We start from the raw sequence: 14,746 nt of genomic DNA on the forward strand, positions 1-14,746 counted from the left end.
GTGCTGAAGCACATTGGATACTGCTACTCACATTGGGATGGGACTTGGTTTAAGTGCAATCGCGACCCTCAGCCCAGAGGTGTCAGGCGACGCACAAATGTTTCTAGCCATGACAGCGACGGCTCTCGTCGGCTCGCATGCTCCGGACTTTGACACGGTCTTCAAACTAAAAGGAAATAGCACGTATTTACGCCAGCACCGCGGTCGTTCACACGGAATCACCGCACTCCTCGCCTGGCCGATCATCGTCAGCGCTGTCATCGGACCCGCGCTTGGCGTCAACCCTGCCTCATTATGGGTCATGGCACAAATCGCCGTGCTGTTGCACGTCACGGTCGACTTGTTCAACGCCTACGGGACGCAAGCCCTCCAACCATTTTCGAAGAAATGGATTGGCTGGGGCGTCATCGGGACGTTCGATCCGTATTTGTTCTCTGCCTATTACGGCGCATATGTATTATGGCTTATCACAGGGGCGACTGTCCCGATTTTTGCACTGCTCATTGCGCTCGTCATCAGCTATTACGCCATCCAGTTCAAATTGCGTAATCGCGCCCTCGCCACGGTCGCCCGTCACTTCGCCGGCGCCCACGAACTGTTCATCTCGCCGGGTATCGGCTGGGATGACTGGCACGTCGCCGTTCGATTCCGCAACGGTTTAGGAGCAGTCAAAGTAAAAAAAGGGACGGTCATCGAATGTGGTCGTTTCCGTGACAAGCCGATGCCTGGGGAAGACGACCTTCACTTCGTGGAGGCCCGTAAAAATGCGGATCTTCAATCGTTCCTTGAGTTTTCGAAGATTCACACGTATACGGTCACACGCCACAATGGCATGATTGAATATCGCTTCACGAACTTGCGCTACTTTTCGAAAGACATTTATCCGTTCGTCGCCGTCGTCATCGTCGATGAAGTGTCAAACGAAGTGTTGTCTTCGTTCACCGGTTGGGTGTTCAGCGAAGAGAGCTTACAAAAGAAATTGGCCTACGAACAGTAAAAAGTCGCTCGCGAGAGCGACTTTTTTTATGCCTCCGACTCCGTGAACTGGAGCTCAAAGTCAAACTTCACTTTTTTATCGACGAGGACGCCGCCCGCTTCGAGCGCCTGGTTCCACGTCAATCCGTAATCTTCCCGGTTGATCGACCCGTCACCGGTGAAGGCGTGCTTCATGTTGCCCCATGGATCTTTCGCGCTTCCCTCATATTCGACTTCGAACGTCTCTTCCCGGGTCGTCCCGCGAATTGTCAAATTCCCGGTCAGTTCGAATTCACCGCCGCCTTTTGAGCGGAACGATGTCGACTCGAACACGATGTCCTCGTGTTGCTCCACATCGAAGAAGTCTCCGGACCGTAAATGGTTGTCGCGATCGCTGTTATTCGTATCGATCGATGCCGCCTTGATCGTCACGTTCACGCGGGCGTTCGCGAGATCGTCCGGTTGTCCGTTCGCTTCGACGTGAAAATCTTTGAACTCCCCTTTTACTTTCGAGATCATCATATGCTTGACCGTAAATGTAATCGAACTGTGTGCCGGGTCGACTTGATATGTTTTTGCCATTATTACGTCCACTCCTTCGATTTAAAATTGATGCTAATATGATGTTTACCACAAATCTTGACTTCAAAACATTACCTGCTAAATGTGACAAATTATTGTCAAAAAATTTTGACTTTTATCACATCCTCCCGTTACGATGGAAAAAGGGAACAGTTGGCTTACAGTAAAATGTAAGCGCATACATAAGGTCCCTACACTTTACGGAAAAGGGAGGAACGACCATGATTTATGAAGTCCCAAACTCGACAGGCACGAAAGTTCATTTTAAAGACCGCTATGAAAACTACATCAACGGAAAGTGGACCGCGCCTGCAGGGGGAGAATATTTTGAGAACACCTCTCCGGTAAATGGTAAAGTTTTATGCGAAGTCGCCCGCTCAACGAAAGAAGATATCGAGCTCGCCTTGGATTCGGCCCATGCCGCCAAAGACGCATGGGGCAAAACGTCGGTCACCGAACGTTCTGTCATTTTAAATAAAATCGCCGATCGTATGGAAGAGAACCTTGAGATGCTCGCCTACGCTGAGACGTGGGAGAACGGGAAAGCCGTCCGCGAGACGCTCAACGCCGACCTCCCGCTCGCCATCGATCACTTCCGCTATTTTGCGGGCGTCATCCGGTCACAGGAAGGCGGCATCAGTGAACTCGACAACGACACGGTCGCTTATCATTTCAATGAACCGCTCGGTGTCGTCGCCCAAATCATCCCATGGAACTTCCCGATTTTGATGGCGGTCTGGAAAGTCGCGCCGGCTCTCGCTGCCGGAAACTGTATCGTGTTGAAACCAGCTGAACAGACGCCTGCTTCCATCATGGTGCTCATGGAATTGATTGAAGACTTGCTTCCGCCAGGCGTGTTGAATATCGTCAACGGGTTCGGACTCGAGGCCGGCAAACCGCTCGCGTCGAGCGACCGCGTCGATAAGGTCGCGTTCACGGGTGAGACGACGACAGGTCGACTCATCATGCAGTATGCCTCACAAAACATCATCCCGGTCACGCTCGAACTCGGCGGCAAATCGCCGAACATCTTCTTTGCCGACATCATGGACGCCGATGATGATTTCTTTGACAAGTCGATCGAAGGACTCGTCATGTTCGCCTTGAACCAAGGCGAGGTATGCACGTGCCCATCACGCGCGCTCATCCACGAGTCGATTTATGAGCCATTCATGGAACGCGTCCTCGAACGGGTCAAAGCGATCAAACTCGGAAATCCGCTCGACCCTGACGTCATGATGGGTGCCCAAGCCTCAAATGAGCAGATGGAAAAAATCTTGTCGTACTTGGAGATCGGAAAGTCGGAGGGTGCGGAATGCCTCATCGGCGGTGAGCGCAACATGATGGACGGCGAACTCGCTGACGGTTATTATGTGCAGCCGACCATCTTCAAAGGCCATAACAAGATGCGTATCTTCCAAGAAGAGATTTTCGGACCGGTCTTGTCGGTGACGACGTTCAAGGACGATGCCGAGGCGCTCGCCATCGCGAATGACACGTTATATGGACTCGGCGCCGGCGTTTGGACCCGTGACATGAATCGGGCTTACCGGTTCGGTCGCGAGATTCAAGCGGGTCGCGTCTGGATCAACTGCTATCACCAATATCCGGCCCATGCCGCGTTCGGCGGATACAAGATGTCTGGGATTGGCCGCGAGAACCATAAGATGATGCTCAACCATTATCAACGGACGAAAAACATGCTCGTCAGCTATAGCGAACAAAAACTCGGGTTCTTCTGAGATGGTGAATCGCGTCGAGGCCACCCCCGCCACGCTTGCGCTCCTCGAACAGCTGAAACGAAAACATGGACCGCTCTTGTTTCACCAGTCGGGCGGTTGTTGTGACGGGAGCTCCCCGATGTGTTTCCCCCAAGATGAGTTCATGATCGGGGATCATGACGTCCTGCTCGGTGAGATTGGTGGGTGTCCATTCTATATGCACGAGAAGCAATACGATTATTGGAAACACACCCAGCTCATCATCGACGTCGTCGAGGGCCGGGGCGGCATGTTCTCGGTCGAGGGCGTGGAAGGAAAACGATTTTTAAGTCGTTCCCGTGTGTTCACGGACGAAGAACGGGCCGAGTTGCATCAAAGCTGAATGTAGAAGACCAGTCATCTCGATGGCTGGTCTTTTTTCAATCAATAGACATCTTTTTCTTAAAATCACATTTCCAATTATACCCAAAAATCAACCTAAAAATCGGCCCGATTCGATATAGTAAAAAGAGACACGAAAGGAGGCAGCCTATGTCCGAGCTTCTAACGAGCACGTTCAACGGAATGTTGATTTCATTGGTCAGTCTATTCGGTCCTCTGTTTCTGGTGCTTGGCGGTATGTTGTATACGAAGGTCAAGCGCTATAAACGGAGCCGCTATTACGCCCAGACCGGACACAGCTATTTCAAAGTCGTTCAAGACACCGGCTTATACGGCGAGTATTTATGTGTCGCCGCCATCGAGGAGCGCGTCCCGAATCCCTTCATCTTGACGAATCTATATTTGCCTCACCCAAAGAATCGAGAGCGTACGACTGAAATCGATGTGGTGTTCATCAACCAGAGTGGTGTCCACGTGATTGAGTCAAAAAATTATAGCGGCTGGATTTTTGGACATGAACAAGAACGGCACTGGACGCAGTCGATGCCGAATCGAAAGAAGTTCCGCTTTTTCAATCCGATTAAACAAAACGAGTTGCATATGAAAGCGATGGAACAAACGCTTGCTGTGGAGCGGAGTCTGCTCCACTCTTGGATCGTCTTCAGCGACCGGTCGACCTTGAAACGCATCGACGTGGCGGACGTTCCCGTATTGAACCGGAAGACATGGAAACAGCAGATTGCCTTGCCAGGCGAGGCCCGGTTGACGTTGGCGGAACAGACGGCCATCTACGAGCAGCTGCTCCAATTCGCATCTGCGGACGAAGCCGTCAGGGAGGCCCATATCGCTGCCAAGCAACGGGTGACGTGATTCCCCGCCCCATCCAAAAAAGTCCCGCTCACGGTGAGCGGGACTCCTTTTATTTACTTTGCATTTTAAAGCGCAAGTAGAGTTCGTTGTAGTACGCGTTCATGCGCTTGCCTAAGTTCTCATACACTTCGAGCTCATCTGTCACTTCTTTTGACGGATAAAAACGTTCGTCTGACGTCACTTCTTCATCTAAGAATTCAAGTGCCGCTTCGTTCGGTGTCGAATATCCGACATAGTCGGTATTGCGGGCCGCGATTTCCGCGTCAAGCATAAAGTCGATGAACTGGTGCGCGCCTTCGACGTTTTTCGATGTGTTCGGGATGACGAGGTTGTCGAACCAGAGATTCGTCCCTTCTTCCGGGATCACGTACGTCAACTCTTCGTTCTCGTACATGATTTCGGAGGCGTCACCTGACCAGACGACGGCCGCGGCCGCTTCGCGATTGGCCATGAGCATCTTGATTTCATCGCCGACGATCGCTTTGATGTTCGGCCAGAGCGTCTCGAGCTTTTTCTCCGCCTCGAGCAACTCGTCTTTGTCCGTCGTGTTGAGCGAGTAACCGAGCGAGTTCAGACCGAAGCCCATCACTTCACGGGTCCCGTCTGCGAGCAAGATGTCATTCTCGAGCGGCATGTCCCATAGGTCGTTCCATGACGTAATCTCACCGTCGACGAGCTCAGGGTTGTACACGATACCGACCGTTCCCCAGAAGTAAGGGACCGAGTACGTGTTACCCGGATCGAACGACTTGTCGAGGAAACGTGGGTCAATGTTATCGAAGTTCTCGAGCTTGTCATAATCGATCGGCAAGAGCAGGTCCTCTTCGATCATTTTACTGATAGCGTAATCCGACGGGACCGCAATGTCGAACGCCGTACCGCCTTGCTCGATTTTCGTGAGCATCGCCTCGTTCGAATCGAACGTCTGATAGATGACTTTCAAACCCGTCTCTTCCTCGAACTCGCCAATCAAGTCTTCATCGATGTAATCGCCCCAGTTGTAGACGACAAGCGTGTTATCGCCGCCAAACCCTTGCGCCATATTGATTTGATACACCCAGAGCAAAAGAGCGGCACTGACGAGGACCGGCACCGTCAACATGATGACCAATTTTTTCATCGTCTTACCTCCTTCGCTTTACCACCGCGTTGGGCAAGTACATAATACCCAAGGACGAGAATGAGTGTGAACAAGAACAAGATGGCTGACAAAGCGTTAATTTCGAGCGAGATGCCTTGGCGAGCCCGTGAGTAGACTTCGACGGCAAGTGTCGTGAAGCCGTTGCCGGTCACGAAGAATGTGACGGCAAAGTCATCGAGCGAATACGTGAGCGCCGTGAAGAACCCGGCGAAGATGCCCGGTGTGATATACGGCAAGATGACTTTCGTCAACACGTCCCACGTGCTCGCGCCGAGGTCACGCGACGCATCGATGAGCGTCGGGCTCATCTCTTGCAGCTTCGGCAAGACCAAGATGACGACGATCGGCACCGAGAAGGCGATATGCGCCAATAGCACCGAGTAGAAACCGAGCTGAATCCCGAGCATCGTGAACAGGATGAGGAACGACGCCCCGATGATGACGTCCGGACTGACGATCAACACGTTGTTGAGCGACAAGAGCGACGTCTTCGTGAAGCGTTGCCGCGCCGTATAGATGGCGAGCGCGCCGATGACGCCGAGCACGGTCGAGATCGTCGCCGACAGCAGAGCGATGACAATCGTGTTCAAGACGATGACGAGCAAGCGGGTGTCGGTAAAGAGCGACTTGTACCAGTCGAGCGTGAAGCCTTCAAAGTTACTCATCGTCCCGCCACTGTTGAACGAGTAGACGACCAAGTAGATGATTGGTGCGTAGAGGATGAAGAACACCGCCATCAAATAAAGGTTGGCTAATTTAAATTTTTTCGGTTTCATCGACGCACCGCTCCTTTCGCGCCCCAGTCACGCGTGATGACCATGACGAGGACCATCGCCAAAATCAAGAACACGGCAATCGTCGAGCCCATGCCCCAGTTTTGCGTGACGAGGAATTGTTGTTCAATCGCCGTCCCGAGCGTGATGACTCGGTTTCCGGCGATGAGTCGGGTGATCATGAACAGTGACAATGCCGGGATAAAGACGATTTGAATCCCTGACTTCACGCCGTCGAGCGTGAGCGGGAAGATGACCCGGCGGAACGTCGTCCAGTTCGAGGCCCCGAGGTCACGCGACGCATAGACGAGCGACGGCGGGAGCTTCTCGATGGCGTTATAAATCGGCAAGATCATGAACGGGATGAAGATATAGACCGACACGAACACGAAACTAAAATCCGTGAACAAAATCTGTTGTGTCCCGATGCCAATCGCCTCTAAAAATTGGTTCGTGATGCCGTACGTCCCGAAGATTCCGAGGAATGCATAGGCTTTAAGCAATAAGTTGATCCATGATGGCAAAATGATGAGCAAAAGCCAAAGTTGCTTATGCTTTGTCTTCGTCAATAAATAGGCGGTCGGATACCCGATCAAGAGCGAGAAGAACGTGATCAAGAACGCATACCAGAAGGAAGACAACGTCATCGTCAAATATGTCGACGTGAAGAACATCTGATAGTTCTCTAAACTCAAGTTCCCTTCGATATCAAAAAACGAGTAGTAGACGACGAGCAGGAGCGGCGCGATGACGAACAGCGCGATCCATAACCAATAGGTCGTCAAATAGACCGTCTTCGCGGTTTGACTAGTTTGATTCATGAGCGACCTCCTCATAGGACTCGAGACGACGGTCGAACTCTTCCTCCGTCTCCCCTAAGCGCATGACGTGAATCGCCTCGTCATCGAACGTGAGGCCGATTTTTGAGCCGACGACCGATTTTTTCGTTGAATGGACGAGCCATTCGTTCCCTTCTTGGTCATAGCAGCAAATCTCATAGTGGACGCCGCGGAACAGTTGCGAGTCGACATCGACGACGAGTTTCGCCGAGTCGACCGACGTCATCTCCAAATCTTCCGGACGAATGATGACTTCGACTTTTTCATTGCGATCAAACCCTTGGTCGACACAATCGAACGTCTTCCCGGCGAACGTGACAATGTTATCTTCTGGCATGACGCCCGGTACGATATTCGATTCTCCGATAAAATCGGCGACGAAACGGTTGATCGGCTCATCGTAAATGTCGGTCGGTGTCCCGCTTTGGACGATCTTCCCGTTATTCATGACGAAAATCTCATCCGACATGGCGAGCGCTTCTTCTTGGTCGTGCGTGACAAAGATGAACGTGATGCCGAGACGCTGTTGCAATTCACGAAGCTCATATTGCATCTCCGTCCGGAGCTTCAAATCGAGCGCCGAGAGCGGCTCATCGAGCAAAATGACTTCCGGTTCGTTGACGATGGCACGTGCGATGGCGACACGCTGGCGTTGCCCGCCTGACATCTCATCGATTTCACGTGACTCGTACCCTTTCAGGTTGACGAATTTGAGCGCTTGTTCGACTTTCGTCTTCACGTCCGCTTCTTTCATCTTTTTGATGCGCAGACCGAATGCGACATTCTCGAACACGTTCAAGTGCGGGAAGAGCGCATAGTCTTGAAACACAGTGTTCACTTGACGTTTGTTCGCTGGGACGTCGTTAATGCGCTTCCCGTTGAACTGGATGTCGCCTTCTGTCGCATCCGTGAAACCTGCGATCAGACGCAAAATCGTCGTCTTCCCACATCCAGACGGTCCGAGCAACGTATAGAATTTCCCTCGTTCAATCTCAAAGCTAATGTTTTCCAAGACGACGGTGTCATCGTAACGCTTCGACACGTTGTCAAAGCGGATAATCGTTTCTGGGTTCATTTCGGTTCCTCCCTTATAAATATGAATGGGTCGCGACGATCAAACATTCACTCTCGCCATCACAGTCGTTGACGAGCTGATGTGAATCCGAAGCGACGTAATATAATGTTTCTCCCGCTTTGGCGAAATACGTGTGATGGCCGAGCTTCAAGGCGACCCGCCCTGACAGGACGTAGACGAACGTCTCAGAACGGGAAGGCTCATAGCGCTTGAATTCCCCATGTTTGGAGAAGGTCAGCAAAATCGGTTCCATCTCTTTTTCGTTCGATTCCGGGATGAGCCATTCGGTCCGGTATTTTCGTTCCTCATCCACATACACGGTCCGGTCGTCTTCGCTATAACTTACCTTTTGAAAGATCTCTTCATCGAAAAATTCTTTCGGTGAGCAACCTAGTACTTCTAACAAGTCGAATAATGTCTCAAGCGAAGGTGAACTCAAATCACGCTCGATTTGAGAGATATACCCTTTACTCAAATCCGTGCGTTCGGCCAGCTCTTCTTGCGTCAAGCCCTTCTTGACGCGGAGCCGTTTGATTTTTTGACCGACGTCCAAGTCACATTCCCTCCTTTCGGCCTCGTCTCAAGTTTAGTGAAAGATGATTCCAACTAAAGAAAGTTTATAAATACTTAACTATGAAACGAACTAATAGCGACCTTTATTATAACGGATTGTGAGTTGTTTGCAAGCAAAAAATCACGCCAATTATGGCGTGATTTTTCAATGAAGGTCGCGCTTTGACATCAAGTGCTTGAACTTCTCATTTTTCGTTTGAAACAAGTGGAGTTGCGGTCCGTACGCATCAATCTGTTGCACGACATACTGGAACGATTTTGCTTCTCCCGGATATGGTTCTCCGGCCCGGGCGAGTGTCGTCTCAAAGTCCTCCCAGAGCACTTCGACCCACGTCAACGCCTCCACGTCGCTTAAGACATCATTTTTCTGTTTCAAGATGTGTGCCAAGCGCTCGTATTGTTCGGTCCGGTTCATGCGTTCACCTCCGACAGCTCCGAGAGCGGAATCGCATGCTCAGCCGTCTCGCCTTCGAATGTCCCCCAACCCATGACGCCGTTCACAAACTTCAATCGGAATGGACGGTCATTATAGTTGACGATATACGTCGCTCCCGGCTTGAACGAGTTCGGGTCGATCAAGTAGCTCTCGGCAATCGCAATTCGTCGCAAGACGACCTCAATCTCACTGACCATGCCCATCTGCTCGGCTTTCCGCTTCCGTTCATGGAGCGCCCGAATCTCTTGTTCGAGTTCATATTTTGATAAATCACTCAATCGTTTTTCCATTTCGCTCACCTCTCTTGTAGCGTATCAGATTTTTCGCGGAAAAGAAAAAGGCGAAACTGAATTCGACCTTTCAGTTCGCCTTGAAGTTATACAGTGGTTTGATGACTTGATCAATCGTGACGGCCGGTTCGATATAGCGAACAATCTCTTTCATCGACTTATAGACGAACGGTGATTCGTCGATCGTCGACGGCCGGACCGAGCTCGACCAAACCCCTTCCATTGATCGTTTGAACTCTTTGAAGTCAACCCGTTTCCGCGCTGCCGAGCGTGACATGACCCGACCGGCGCCATGTGGACCCGAGTAGTTCCAATCCGGGTTGCCTTTCCCGGTACAGATGAGCGAGCCGTCGCGCATGTTCATCGGGATGATGACCCGCTCCCCGTTCCGCGCCGAGATGGCCCCTTTCCGAAGCATCATCGCGTCGTGATCGATATAATTGTGGACCGTATCGAATTGGTCGACGACGTTCCAGTTCATCGCCTCAACGATAACGTCGGTCATGGCGAGACGGTTGGCGGCCGCATATTGCTGTGCGATGCGCACGTCGTGCATGTAATCTTCCATCGCTTCCCCTTCGACGTAGGCGAGGTCGCGGAAACGATTCCGTGCCTCGCGCTCCGTCTCGAGATAGACCGAGATGTCCTGCTGCCGTCCCGTCGCCTTCATCCGTTCAATCTCGTCTCGAATGTCGACCGTCTTCATCATGTGCTCGACCGCCAACTGTTGATAATGGTCAGCGATTTGGACACCGAGGTGGCGTGAGCCGGAGTGGATGACGAGAAACGTGCGTCCGGCTTCGTCCCGGTTCACTTCGATGAAATGATTGCCCGAGCCGAGCGTGCCGACCGAGCGGAGGGCCCGGTCGAGCTTATAAGGCGCCCGCACATCCTCGAGTGGGAGCTCAGACGCGTACGGGTGTGCTGTATCCCGGATGTTCATCCCGCTCGGTACATATTGGCGGATGACGTCGTCGAGCCGTTGAAAGTCGATGCGCTTTACCTTGATTTCCGTACAGAGCATGCCACACCCAAGGTCGACGCCGACGAGGTTCGGCACGACCTTGTCGTGAATCGTCATCGTCGTTCCGACGACCGAGCCTTTGCCGGCATGCATGTCCGGCATGATTCGAATCGAGGCACCTTGCGTGAACGGTTGATCGACGAGTGTTTGGATTTGGGCCCGCGTCGTATCGTCAATCCGTTCATTGAACACTTTGGCCCGGTTATGCTTTCCGATAATCTCCATAAGACCTCCTCAACTGATGGCTTGTTGTTTACTTTGCAACTCATGCATCCGGGCGTAGACCCCGCCATCAGCGATGAGTGATTGATGGTTGCCTCGCTCGATGATGTGACCGTGATCGAGGACGAGGATTTGGTCCGCTTCCCGTATCGTCGAGAGACGGTGCGCGATGACGAACGTCGTTCGCCCATATGTGAGCGTCTTGAGCGCGTCTTGGATGAGCGCTTCTGTCTCCGAATCGACACTTGCCGTCGCCTCATCTAAGACAAGGATGGCTGGGTCGAAGACGAGGGCACGGGCGAAACTGATCAACTGGCGCTCTCCGCTCGAAAGCGAGGCGCCGCGTTCGATGACCGGCTCGTCTATTCCGTGTGGCAACTGTTTGACGAATCGATCGGCTCCGACCGCCGTCAACGCTTGCCAAATCCGCTCGTCCGAGATCGTCTCGTCACCGAGCGTCACGTTCGTTCGAATCGAGCCCGTGAACAAGAACGGGTCTTGGAGCACGATACCGAGATGGGCGCGGACGGCTTGCGTCGGCAGTTTCGTCACGTCCATGCCATCAATGTTGAGCGTTCCTTCTGACGGGTCATAAAAACGCATGAGCAGGTTCATGATCGAACTCTTGCCGCTGCCCGTATGACCGACGAGCGCCACCGTCTCACCCGGTTCCGCATGGATATCGATGTGTTGAAGCACCGGTTTCCCGGCCTCATAGCTGAACGACACGTCCTCGAAGGCGACCTCGCCTTTAAAGCGTGCAATCCGTTCCGTGGACACGTCTTCCCCTTTCTCGTCGAGCAACTGGAACATCCGGTCTGCCGAGACGAGCGCTTGTTGGAGCGGGGACAGTTGGTTCATGATTTGTGTGACCGGCTCAAAGATCCGTGACACGTAATCGATATAGGCGTATAAAATCCCGAGCGTGAGCACGCTGCCCGTTCCAAGCGTCTGCGCACCGACGACCCAGATGAGTAAGGCGAGCGCCATGTTGCGGAAGAAGTTGACCAAGTTGTGCGACATGAGCGCATCCAGTTTGAGCAGTTTCCGTCTCGTTTGGAAGTTGTCGCTGTTTTTCTCGTTGAACTCGTCATAGACGAGATCTTCTTTGACGTACGATTGAATGATCGGCATCGTCTGGATGCTCTCATTCAATTGGGCGTTCATATCCGCGACGAGGGCACGGACACGGAAGTTGTTTCGGGTCGACAGGCGTTGGAACAGCTTAATCCAGACGATGACGACCGGGATGATGATGAGCGAGACGAGACCGAGGCGCACGTCCAAGAAGAACATGGCGATCAGGACACCAATCATCATGACGACGCTTTGGAAGACGCGTGCGAGCACGCCTAAATATAGGTCGCGAATCGTCTCAGTGTCATTCGTGACGCGGCTGACGATTTTCCCGATCGGTGTCTGGTCAAAGTAGCGGACCGGAATCGTCTGCAAATGTCGCATGACGTCGAGTCGCATCGTCTTGACAATCTTATGGGCCGATCGCTGGAGGAGCATCTGTTGCCCCCAGTTCAAACCGGCCGCGATAAGAAGCAAGACGACGTACAAGGCAGATAACATAAGCACGGCCTGAAGATCCGTCTCATAAAATTGAAACACATCGGTCGAGGAGAGCGGCACGATATTGTCGTACGTCGCTGATTCCTCGCTCCGTGTGATGGTGAGGACGCCGTCTTCGACTTCACGTACCCCACCACTCATGACAGCGTCTGGGACGAGATAGTATCCGTCCGTCGTCTGAACGATCGAGACAGGTCGGACGACGGTCTCTCCGTCGAGCCGTGTCTCTTTTTCATAGGAGTTGCCGTCAAAGTCGACACTCCCGCCTGACTCGACTTGAACCCAATCGCGCTCGATGGCGACGATATGGTCGTCGATGATAATTTTGGCGATATACGGTCCGGCTAGTTCGGCGCCGACCGCTAAAAATAGTAAGGTCAAACCGAGGAAAATCGAGCGTCTCACTTGTTTGGCATAGCCGACGAGTGAACGGATCGTTTTTTTCCTGCGGACTGGATCTAATTCGTATTGATCGATCATGAGAGATTCCCCCTTTCCCGGATTACTCCGACTCTCCTTGTCGAACGTATTGTTCATAATACCAACCGCGTCGTTCCATCAGTTGGTCATGTGTGCCCCGCTCTGTGACGCGACCGTCTTGCAGCACAAGAATCTGGTCGGCATGGGCGACAGCGGACAGGCGGTGCGCGACGATGAACGTCGTCTGTTCGGCCCGGCTCGTCCGGACCGAATCGATGATGCGTGCTTCCGTCTTGGCGTCGACCGCTGAAAGCGAATCGTCGAGCAAGAGGATCTCTGGGTCTTTCAAGAGAGCGCGGGCAATCGAGAGCCGTTGTTTCTGGCCACCCGAGAGCATGACCCCTTGTTCCCCGACGACCGTGTCGAGACCGTTCTCTAAATGCTCGATATCGGTATCGAACGCCGCAAGTCGAATCGCCGTTTCAAGGTCTTGTTCCGTCGCATCGTTTGAGCCGAACAAGATATTGTCACGGACCGTTTTCGAGAACAGCAAATGTTCTTGCGAGACGTAACCGCTCCAACCGCGCACGGTATCGAGTTTGATGTCGTGAATCGGGACCCCGTTGACGAGTAGCGAGTCATCGATTGGATACTCGCGGAGCATTTGACGCAATAGCGTCGTCTTCCCGGCCCCGGTCGGTCCGACGATGCCAATCGTCTCGCCACGCGACACGTGCAAGACGATGTCTTCAAGCGAGGCTCGGGTCGATCCTGGATATTGGAACGATAGTGATTTGAACGTGATTTTCTCCGGGACGCCGACTTCGACCGTGCCGGTCGAGACGACGTCCGGTGTCTCGTTCATCGTCGCCTCGATTCGTTCAAGGCTGGCCGTCCCCCGTTGCACGACGTTGATCAGTTCCCCGAACGCGTACATCGGCCAAATGAGCATCCCGAGATAGATGTTGAACGAGACGAGCTGTCCGAGTGTGATGTCGTTCGTGAACACGAGATACGTTCCGAACGACAAACCGATCAAATAGCTCAAGCCGACGAGCAGTTTAATGACCGGTTCGAACAAGACGTCGATTTTCGCGACGTGCATGTTTTTCGCCATCACGTCGTCGGTGATCGTGTCGAATTTCTTCGTGTCCGCCTCTTCTTGGACGAACGAACGGACGACCCGAAGGCCTGAAATCGATTCGACGACTTGGTCGTTCATCACGCCGAACGCGTCCTGTGCCGCTGTGAAGCGAGCATGGATTTGGCGTCCGAGCTTATTCATCGACCAGGCGAGAAGCGGCATCGGCAAGAGTGCGGCGAGCGTCAACTTCCAATCGATGAACACGCCCATGATTGTGAGGGCGATGAGCGTCATATTGAACGAGTCGACGAGCGTCATGACGCCGAACCCGGCCGTCCGTTCCACCGCCTTCAAATCGTTCGTCGCGAGCGCCATCAAATCCCCGGTGCGGTGCTGTTGATAGAAGCGCGGTGTCTGCCGGAGCAAGTGGCCGAAGAAACGGGCCCGCAATTTTTTCTCGAGCAGGAACGCCGTCCCAAACAGACGGGCGATCCATAGATATGAAAGGACGTATGATAAAACCATGATACTGAGCAATGATCCGACGATCATGACGAGACGTTCCGTCGTCAAGCTCCCTTCGCGGATGGCATCGATCGCCTGTCCGATAATCCATGGCGGCAGCATATCGACGACTCCGGTGATGATGAGCAGGATGATGGCGACGATATACGTCCGCTTCTGTCTTTTAATAAACCAATCTAGTTGTTTAATCAGTTTCATGACTGATTCCCCCTTCCGTCCTTTCCGCGCACGCAAAAA

The 14,746-nt window shown here is 52.8% G+C and carries 15 protein-coding genes; 4 read left to right on the top strand and 11 right to left on the bottom strand.

The features are described 5' to 3' along the window. The first annotated feature begins 13 nt into the window (after positions 1-13). Positions 14-997, top strand: a complete 984-nt coding sequence (locus KNP60_RS12105) for a metal-dependent hydrolase (RefSeq protein WP_214797568.1) — start codon at positions 14-16, stop codon at positions 995-997. Between the two features lie 26 nt (positions 998-1,023). Here the strand turns inward: KNP60_RS12105 and KNP60_RS12110 are convergent, their stop codons facing one another. Next, entirely contained in the window at positions 1,024-1,557 is a 534-nt protein-coding gene (locus KNP60_RS12110; RefSeq protein ID WP_034780985.1) for a YceI family protein, read from the bottom strand. Positions 1,558-1,778: 221 nt separating this feature from the next. Between KNP60_RS12110 and exaC the strand changes: the two genes are divergently transcribed. The 3 genes from exaC (at position 1,779) to KNP60_RS12125 (ending at position 4,529) form a co-directional block, all read left to right on the top strand. After that, a complete protein-coding gene (gene exaC / locus KNP60_RS12115) occupies positions 1,779-3,299 on the top strand; it encodes an acetaldehyde dehydrogenase ExaC (protein WP_214797569.1) in 1,521 nt (506 codons plus the stop codon). A gap of 1 nt (position 3,300) precedes the next feature. Further along, a complete protein-coding gene (locus KNP60_RS12120; protein ID WP_214793294.1) occupies positions 3,301-3,660 on the top strand; it encodes a DUF779 domain-containing protein in 360 nt (119 codons plus the stop codon). 149 nt (positions 3,661-3,809) lie between these two features. Then, the gene (locus tag KNP60_RS12125; protein WP_214797570.1) at positions 3,810-4,529 is read left to right on the top strand and encodes a nuclease-related domain-containing protein; all 720 of its coding nucleotides are present in this window, start codon (positions 3,810-3,812) and stop codon (positions 4,527-4,529) included. 49 nt (positions 4,530-4,578) lie between these two features. Here KNP60_RS12125 and KNP60_RS12130 read toward each other — a convergent pair whose 3' ends face one another. The 10 genes from KNP60_RS12130 to KNP60_RS12175 all read right to left on the bottom strand — a co-directional run bounded on the left by KNP60_RS12130 (position 4,579) and on the right by KNP60_RS12175 (position 14,707). Then, positions 4,579-5,649 carry an ABC transporter substrate-binding protein gene (locus KNP60_RS12130; protein ID WP_214797571.1) on the bottom strand — a complete coding sequence of 357 codons (1,071 nt, stop codon included), beginning with the start codon at positions 5,647-5,649 and terminating at the stop codon, positions 4,579-4,581. Then, on the bottom strand, positions 5,646-6,446 hold the full coding sequence (locus tag KNP60_RS12135; RefSeq protein WP_034780992.1) for an ABC transporter permease: 801 nt from the start codon (positions 6,444-6,446) through the stop codon (positions 5,646-5,648). Before KNP60_RS12135 ends, KNP60_RS12130 begins: the two co-directional genes overlap by 4 nt. Further along, complete coding sequence (locus tag KNP60_RS12140) at positions 6,443-7,264, bottom strand: ABC transporter permease (RefSeq protein ID WP_034780994.1); 822 nt, start codon at positions 7,262-7,264, stop codon at positions 6,443-6,445. The genes KNP60_RS12135 and KNP60_RS12140 overlap by 4 nt, the downstream gene beginning before the upstream one ends. Then, on the bottom strand, positions 7,251-8,357 hold the full coding sequence (locus tag KNP60_RS12145; protein ID WP_034780995.1) for an ABC transporter ATP-binding protein: 1,107 nt from the start codon (positions 8,355-8,357) through the stop codon (positions 7,251-7,253). The genes KNP60_RS12140 and KNP60_RS12145 overlap by 14 nt, the downstream gene beginning before the upstream one ends. 13 nt (positions 8,358-8,370) lie before the next feature. Further along, positions 8,371-8,910, bottom strand: a complete 540-nt coding sequence (locus KNP60_RS12150) for a helix-turn-helix domain-containing protein (protein ID WP_138859912.1) — start codon at positions 8,908-8,910, stop codon at positions 8,371-8,373. A gap of 165 nt (positions 8,911-9,075) precedes the next feature. Continuing rightward, complete coding sequence (locus KNP60_RS12155; RefSeq protein ID WP_214797572.1) at positions 9,076-9,345, bottom strand: YfhJ family protein; 270 nt, start codon at positions 9,343-9,345, stop codon at positions 9,076-9,078. Next, positions 9,342-9,656 (bottom strand): YfhH family protein, encoded by a 315-nt coding sequence (locus KNP60_RS12160; protein WP_138859914.1) that lies wholly within the window; start codon positions 9,654-9,656, stop codon positions 9,342-9,344. The genes KNP60_RS12155 and KNP60_RS12160 overlap by 4 nt, the downstream gene beginning before the upstream one ends. 70 nt (positions 9,657-9,726) lie before the next feature. After that, a complete protein-coding gene (locus tag KNP60_RS12165; protein ID WP_214797573.1) occupies positions 9,727-10,905 on the bottom strand; it encodes an RtcB family protein in 1,179 nt (392 codons plus the stop codon). 9 nt (positions 10,906-10,914) lie between these two features. Next, positions 10,915-12,960 (bottom strand): ABC transporter ATP-binding protein, encoded by a 2,046-nt coding sequence (locus KNP60_RS12170; protein WP_214754213.1) that lies wholly within the window; start codon positions 12,958-12,960, stop codon positions 10,915-10,917. 22 nt (positions 12,961-12,982) lie between these two features. Further along, on the bottom strand, positions 12,983-14,707 hold the full coding sequence (locus tag KNP60_RS12175; protein WP_214797574.1) for an ABC transporter ATP-binding protein: 1,725 nt from the start codon (positions 14,705-14,707) through the stop codon (positions 12,983-12,985). Between the last annotated feature and the right edge of the window lie 39 nt (positions 14,708-14,746).

It is taken from the genome of Exiguobacterium sp. s5 (genome assembly GCF_018618075.1).
Classification (GTDB): domain Bacteria; phylum Bacillota; class Bacilli; order Exiguobacteriales; family Exiguobacteriaceae; genus Exiguobacterium; species Exiguobacterium mexicanum_A.

Bases quoted from the DNA above. Each gene is read 5' to 3' on its own strand.
- KNP60_RS12110 (WP_034780985.1), bottom strand. From the start codon at position 1,557: ATGGCAAAAACATATCAAGTCGACCCGGCACACAGTTCGATTACATTT.
- exaC (WP_214797569.1), top strand. From the start codon at position 1,779: ATGATTTATGAAGTCCCAAACTCGACAGGCACGAAAGTTCATTTTAAA.
- KNP60_RS12120 (WP_214793294.1), top strand. From the start codon at position 3,301: ATGGTGAATCGCGTCGAGGCCACCCCCGCCACGCTTGCGCTCCTCGAA.
- KNP60_RS12125 (WP_214797570.1), top strand. From the start codon at position 3,810: ATGTCCGAGCTTCTAACGAGCACGTTCAACGGAATGTTGATTTCATTG.
- KNP60_RS12130 (WP_214797571.1), bottom strand. From the start codon at position 5,649: ATGAAAAAATTGGTCATCATGTTGACGGTGCCGGTCCTCGTCAGTGCC.
- KNP60_RS12135 (WP_034780992.1), bottom strand. From the start codon at position 6,446: ATGAAACCGAAAAAATTTAAATTAGCCAACCTTTATTTGATGGCGGTG.
- KNP60_RS12140 (WP_034780994.1), bottom strand. From the start codon at position 7,264: ATGAATCAAACTAGTCAAACCGCGAAGACGGTCTATTTGACGACCTAT.
- KNP60_RS12145 (WP_034780995.1), bottom strand. From the start codon at position 8,357: ATGAACCCAGAAACGATTATCCGCTTTGACAACGTGTCGAAGCGTTAC.
- KNP60_RS12155 (WP_214797572.1), bottom strand. From the start codon at position 9,345: ATGAACCGGACCGAACAATACGAGCGCTTGGCACACATCTTGAAACAG.
- KNP60_RS12160 (WP_138859914.1), bottom strand. From the start codon at position 9,656: ATGGAAAAACGATTGAGTGATTTATCAAAATATGAACTCGAACAAGAG.
- KNP60_RS12165 (WP_214797573.1), bottom strand. From the start codon at position 10,905: ATGGAGATTATCGGAAAGCATAACCGGGCCAAAGTGTTCAATGAACGG.
- KNP60_RS12170 (WP_214754213.1), bottom strand. From the start codon at position 12,960: ATGATCGATCAATACGAATTAGATCCAGTCCGCAGGAAAAAAACGATC.
- KNP60_RS12175 (WP_214797574.1), bottom strand. From the start codon at position 14,707: ATGAAACTGATTAAACAACTAGATTGGTTTATTAAAAGACAGAAGCGG.